At 68.3% G+C, this 5,436-nt stretch carries 5 protein-coding genes; all 5 read left to right on the top strand.

Going from position 1 to position 5,436, the window contains the following annotated elements; all coding sequences use genetic code 11:
- Nucleotides 1-209: 209 nt before the first annotated feature.
- Genes ACH438_RS42585 through ACH438_RS42605 form a run of 5 tightly spaced genes read left to right on the top strand, consistent with a single transcriptional unit; the run spans nt 210 to nt 5,428 of the window.
- The gene (locus tag ACH438_RS42585; protein WP_397016286.1) at nt 210-491 is read left to right on the top strand and encodes an acyl carrier protein; all 282 of its coding nucleotides are present in this window, start codon (nt 210-212) and stop codon (nt 489-491) included.
- The gene (locus ACH438_RS42590; RefSeq protein ID WP_397016288.1) at nt 485-1,582 is read left to right on the top strand and encodes an acyl-CoA dehydrogenase family protein; all 1,098 of its coding nucleotides are present in this window, start codon (nt 485-487) and stop codon (nt 1,580-1,582) included. The genes ACH438_RS42585 and ACH438_RS42590 overlap by 7 nt, the downstream gene beginning before the upstream one ends.
- Nucleotides 1,579-2,559: a 3-oxoacyl-ACP synthase gene (locus ACH438_RS42595; RefSeq protein WP_397016290.1), complete on the top strand. Its 981-nt coding sequence runs from the start codon at nt 1,579-1,581 to the stop codon at nt 2,557-2,559. Before ACH438_RS42590 ends, ACH438_RS42595 begins: the two co-directional genes overlap by 4 nt.
- Nucleotides 2,559-3,584, top strand: a complete 1,026-nt coding sequence (locus ACH438_RS42600; RefSeq protein ID WP_397016292.1) for an HAD-IIIC family phosphatase — start codon at nt 2,559-2,561, stop codon at nt 3,582-3,584. The genes ACH438_RS42595 and ACH438_RS42600 overlap by 1 nt, the downstream gene beginning before the upstream one ends.
- Nucleotides 3,581-5,428, top strand: a complete 1,848-nt coding sequence (locus ACH438_RS42605; RefSeq protein WP_397016294.1) for an amino acid adenylation domain-containing protein — start codon at nt 3,581-3,583, stop codon at nt 5,426-5,428. Before ACH438_RS42600 ends, ACH438_RS42605 begins: the two co-directional genes overlap by 4 nt.
- The last annotated feature ends 8 nt before the right edge of the window (nt 5,429-5,436 follow it).

The following is a 5,436-nucleotide window of genomic DNA, read 5'->3' on the forward strand; positions in this document are numbered from 1 at the left end:
CGTGGACAGGGCACTCGCGCCCACACCGACGACGTGGCGCGACTTCACTGCCAGTTGCCAAGGTGCGCGCGCCGAATTGGTCACCGCATTTCCGGCCGTCCGCCCGTGAAACCCGGGGCTTGTTCGGGGACAACCGCGATGGTGTCGTGGTCTACGCGGTTGGGCCGGTCGATGTGCCCGTCGTGAGGAGACGATGAGAGGGCATTTCGGTGGAGGATCTGGCGTGGGTCGGACAGCATCGGGCGGAGTTGACCGAGGAGTTGCTGGCTTACTTCGGGTCGATGGCCGAGAGCGAATTAGCGCCCGATGACGATATTTTCGCGCTTGGACTGGTGAATTCACTGCGGGCGCTGGAGATCGTCGTGCACGTGGAGAGCACCTACGGGATCTCGGTGGAGGTCGATGATCTCGAGCTCGACAACTTTCGCAGTGCCGCGCGTGCGGCGGCGTTCGTCGCCCGCAAACGGGGCGAGGGCAGCCACTCGTGCTAGCGGTGGATGACCTCGTGCAGGCCGCGGCCTGTGATGCGGCTCAGTGGGATCGCGACGGGCTGCCCGACGAGATGATCGAGCTCGCGGCGCGCAACGGTGTGCTGGCGGCGGACCGGCCCGCCTCCTTCGGAGGCGCAGCACTCGATGCACAAGAGCTCGGCCGATTGGCCGCGACGCTCGGACACGCATGCACCAGCCTGCGGTCACTGGTCACCGTGCACGGCATGGTGGCCGCCGCGGTGGATCGGTGGGGGACACCCGCACAACGTGAGGCTTGGCTGCCGCGGCTCACCGCCGGTGAGCTTATTGCCGCGCTGGCCGCGACCGAAGCCGGTGCGGGGACCGAATTGTCCACTGTTGCTACGATATTCGAACCCGACGGCTCGGACTTCCTGGTCTCCGGAACCAAGCTGTGGGTGACATTCGGTCAGCGTGCGGACGTCTACCTCGTGCTCGGTAGAGCGCCGGGAGGGCTGTCTGCGGCGCTGGTGGATCGAGACCTGCCCGGGGTTGATGTGGACGCTGCCGAGAGCGGGCTCGGGTTGCGCGGTGCGCGGCTGGCGACCGTCCGGTTCGATCGCGTGCGCATCCCCGCCACCCAGCTGATCGCACCTCCGGGATTCGGGCTGTCCCATGTCCTGGGCACCGCTTTGGATCATGGCCGCTACACCGTCGCGTGGGGTGGGGTCGGGCTGGCCCGCGCCTGCCTCGACGATGCCGCCGCGCATGCGGCCACCCGCGTCCAGGGCGGCGCTGCACTGGCCGAACATCAGCTGATCCGTGCCACACTCGGCCGTGGATGGGCGGAAGTCGAAGGCGCACAGGCACTCTGCGAGCGCGCGGCCGACGCGCGTATCGCGGGTTCACCGCAAGCGCTGATCCTCACCATCGCCGCCAAATACGCCGCCGCCACTGTCGCGGCCGCGGTGAGCGAACGCGCCGTGCAGGTGCTCGGCGCCGCGGGCTGTGCCCCCGACAGCCGGGTTGGACGGTTCTATCGCGACGCGAAAGTCATGCAAATCATCGAGGGAGCACAGGAGGTCGCCGAGGTGACCATGGGCGAGCACGTCCTACGGAGTGCACGATCATGAACGAACCCGTACTACTGGGCCCGGTCGCAACCTGGTTCCCCGACCCCATCGCCGAGGTCGCCACGCTCGCGGAGCTGACCGAACTGCCCGCCAACCGACGCGAACACGCGCTGGCCCTGGGCATCGACACCGTGCGCACCGCCGAGGGCATGACCGAGGTCGATCTCGCCGCCGAAGCCGCACGGGTGGCCCTGGAAGAGGCCGCGCTCGCCGCCGCCGACCTGGACGCACTGATCCTGGTCACCGGCCGCGCGCCGCAGTACCTGCTCGCCTCGGAAGCGACCCGGCTGCAACACCGGATCGGCGCGATCCGTGCCTTCACCACGGCGGCCGGGGACCTGGGCTGCGTATCCGTCTCCGCCGCACTGACTCTGGCCGCGGGCCTGGTCCGCGCGGATGCCCACTGCCGCAATGTTCTGGTGGTCACCGCCGCAAAGACCCCCACCCGCCATCGCTACCGCGCCCCCATGACATTGCTCGGCGACGGTGCGGCCGCACTGCTGGTCACCACCGACGGTCCCGCCCGCTGGGAGTTCGTCGACCAGATCGTGCGCAGCGAAGGCAAATACGCGGACCTGTTCCGCATCGACTACCGCGATATCGGCTCCGACGACTGGGTCGAGGAGTGCGCGAGCGAATCCACCTACTCCTTCCGCCTCGCCGTCGAGAGCAAGAAACGATTCGACGCCATCATCCCGGAACTGCTGCACCGCAACGGCATTCCAGACAGCGCTATCGGCCCGATCCTCATGCAGAACCTGTCGGCCGGCGCCTTCGCCTTCTGGGAGGAAGCCCTGGACCGCCCCGTCGACAAGGCCTGCCGCAGCAATCTCGCGGCCTACGGGCACCTGGGCTCGATGGACATGCTGCTCAATCTGGAGGCTGCCGCCCCCACCCGCGCGACCGGTGAGTACGCGCTGTTGTTGAACAGCAGCCCGGTCGCCGCGTGGAGCGCCGCCCTCTTGCGGAGGCTGTGATGGCAACGACGGTGAAATGCCTGGTCTGGGACCTCGACGACACGGTGTGGCCCGGTGTCGTGCTGGAGTCCGACGGCGGGGCACCGAAACCGGAAGTGCTGCACACACTCCGGACACTGGATGAACGCGGCATCCTGCATGCCGTCGCGAGTCGTGGTGAACCTGCCGCTGCCACAGCACATTTGCGTACCCATGGGATCGAGGACTTGTTCTCGGCGGTCGAGATCGGGTGGGGCCCCAAATCGGAGGCCATCCGCCGCATCGCCGAAACCCTCAATATCGGCCGCGACACGATCGCCTTCGTCGACAACGACCCGGTCGAACTGGCCGAGGTGGCCGCCGCCTGCCCGGAGGTCCACTGCTATTCCGCCGACCGGATCGCCGAGCTCCCGGGCCTTGCCGAATTCACCCCGGCCACAGCCACGCCCGAGGCACGACAGCGTCGACTGCTCTATCTCGCCGAGCGCGAACGAAAAGCCTCCGAGGCCGAATTCAGCGGCTCGAATGCGGACTTCCTGGCCTCACTCGAGCTGGTCATGACGGTCAGCGCGGCGAGCGAGGCGGATCTGGTGCGCGCCCACGAGCTGACCGAACGCACCCACCAGCTCAACACCACCGGCAGAACCTTCGACATGGACGAGCTGCGGGCACTGTGCGCCTCCGCGCGTCACGAGGTGCTCGTGGCCGCCTTGAGCGACCGCTTCGGTGACTACGGCACGATCGGACTGGCGGTGACCGAACAGCGCGGCACCGATTCGGTGTTGCTCCTGCTGCTGATGTCCTGTCGTGTCATGTCGCGCGGGGTCGGTACCACTCTCATCGCCGAGGTGGTGCGCCGCGCGCAGGCGGCGGGATTGCGTGCGGCGGCGGAATTCGTTGCCACACCGGTGAATCGGGTCATGCTCGTTACGCTGCGCTTCGCCGGGTTCGACGTGGCCGAGAAAGACGGCGACCGGATCCTGCTCACCTGCACCGAACCCGCCGAAAGCATCAGCGGCACAGGCCATGTCGAGGTCGTTCGATGAGCACCGATCTGCTCGACGGCCTACTGGCCCAGATCGACCGGGTACCCGATCGCCTCGCGATCGTGGTCGGGCAACGCTCGCTCACCTACCGCGAACTCGACACCGCAACAACGACTCTCGCGCGCCGCCTGGTCGCGTCCGGGGTTCGGCCGGGACAGACCGTCGTCGTCTACCAGCAGCAGAACCTCGACACCGTGATCGGCATGATCGCGGCATTGCGGGCCGCCGCGGCGTGGTGTGTCATCGAACCCGGCCACGGCGGGGAGTCCTCGCTCGGCGCGGTACTGGCGGCGCTGGATTGTGCTGCGGTGCTCATCGACGGCCGCGATCCACTCACTCCGGGCCATGCGGCCGCGGCACTGGCGGATGTGACTAACGGCCCGGTCGTGATCGACGTTGCGGTGCAGGTGGATTTGCCGCGGATCTCGCTGCCCGGCCCGCCGCCATCGCATGCGCCTGCCTACGCCATCACCACCTCCGGGTCCACCGGTGTCCCGAAAGCGGTCGTCGTCTCGCGGGCGAATCTCGCCACCCAGATCGCTTCCCGGAACAACGCGCACTACGACGGCACGCTGGTCACCTTTTCGGCCCTGCGGCTGATCTGGGACGGAGCTCTGCTGGGTGTGGTCTGGCCGCTCGCGGTCGGCGGCACCGGTGTGTTCCCCGATGCCCGGATGATGCGCGATATCGACGCCGTCGCCGAACTGGCTCGCAGCCGGGAAGTTTCGCATTTCATCGCGACACCGTCGTTCTATCGACTCGCGCTGCCGCGCCTGGCCGAACTGAGCCCGAGCCTGCGCACGGTGATCCTGATGGGGGAGGCCGTCGCACCGCACCTGGTGGACGAGCACCACGAAGTACTGCCCGCCGTGGCACTCCACAACGAATACGGCCCCACCGAGGCGACCATCACCTGCATCGGCCCCTACGTCACGGACGTGGCGCGGCAGGTCATCCCGATGGGAAAGCCGGCCGCGGGCACCACGGCTCATCTCCTCGACGAGCGGCTGCATCCGGTGCGTCGCGGCACTCGCGGTGAGTTGTACCTGGGCGGCGGGCAGATCGCCGACGGCTACGCCGCCCGTCCCGGATTGACCGCGACCCGATTCGTGGCCGACCCCTTCGCCTCCGAACCCGGTGCGCGCATGTACCGCACCGGCGACCTCGCCCTCACCGATGCCAACGGCGACATCGAATTCCATGGCCGGGCCGACCATCAGGTCAAGGTCCGCGGCGTGCGCATCGAACGCGGTGCGGTGGAGGCGGTACTGGAAGACCATCCCGCCGTGCGCGAAGCAGTCGTGCTGCCCGTCATCGATACCGACGAAACGGTGTACCTGGCCGCCTTCTGGGTGCCGCTGCACACCGCGGCAGCCACTCCCGCGCCGAGCGCGCTGGCCGGATTCTGTGCCGAACGCCTTGTCCCCGAGGCGGTTCCGGCACGGTTCGTGAGCGTCGACGCCCTGCCCATCACTCCGGGCAGCAGCAAGCTCGACGAGGCGGCATTGCGCGCCCTGCTGACCGATTCGGCTGTGCGCCAAGCGGTGTCGCGAGAGGGCTGGACCGAGACCGAGCGTGCCCTCGGCGAGATCTGGTCGGAGGTGCTGCTGCACGACGAATTCGATCGCGTCGACCGCTTCCTCGACGTAGGTGGCAATTCGCACCGCGTGGTCGCCCTGCATATGCGCCTGGAAGCGCGCTGGCCCGGCGCCATCGCGGTGGGCTTGCTGTTCGATCTGGACACCGTGGCGGCGCAGGCGGCCGCACTGGCCGCGGCAGCGGGTGATCGCGAGGCAGCCCCGCCCGCCGCATCGGCGGACATTCCCCTGGCATTCGAGGTGTGAAGGACATC

Origin of the sequence: Nocardia sp. NPDC020380 (assembly GCF_044386975.1) — a bacterium.
Taxonomy (GTDB): Bacteria; Actinomycetota; Actinomycetes; order Mycobacteriales; family Mycobacteriaceae; genus Nocardia.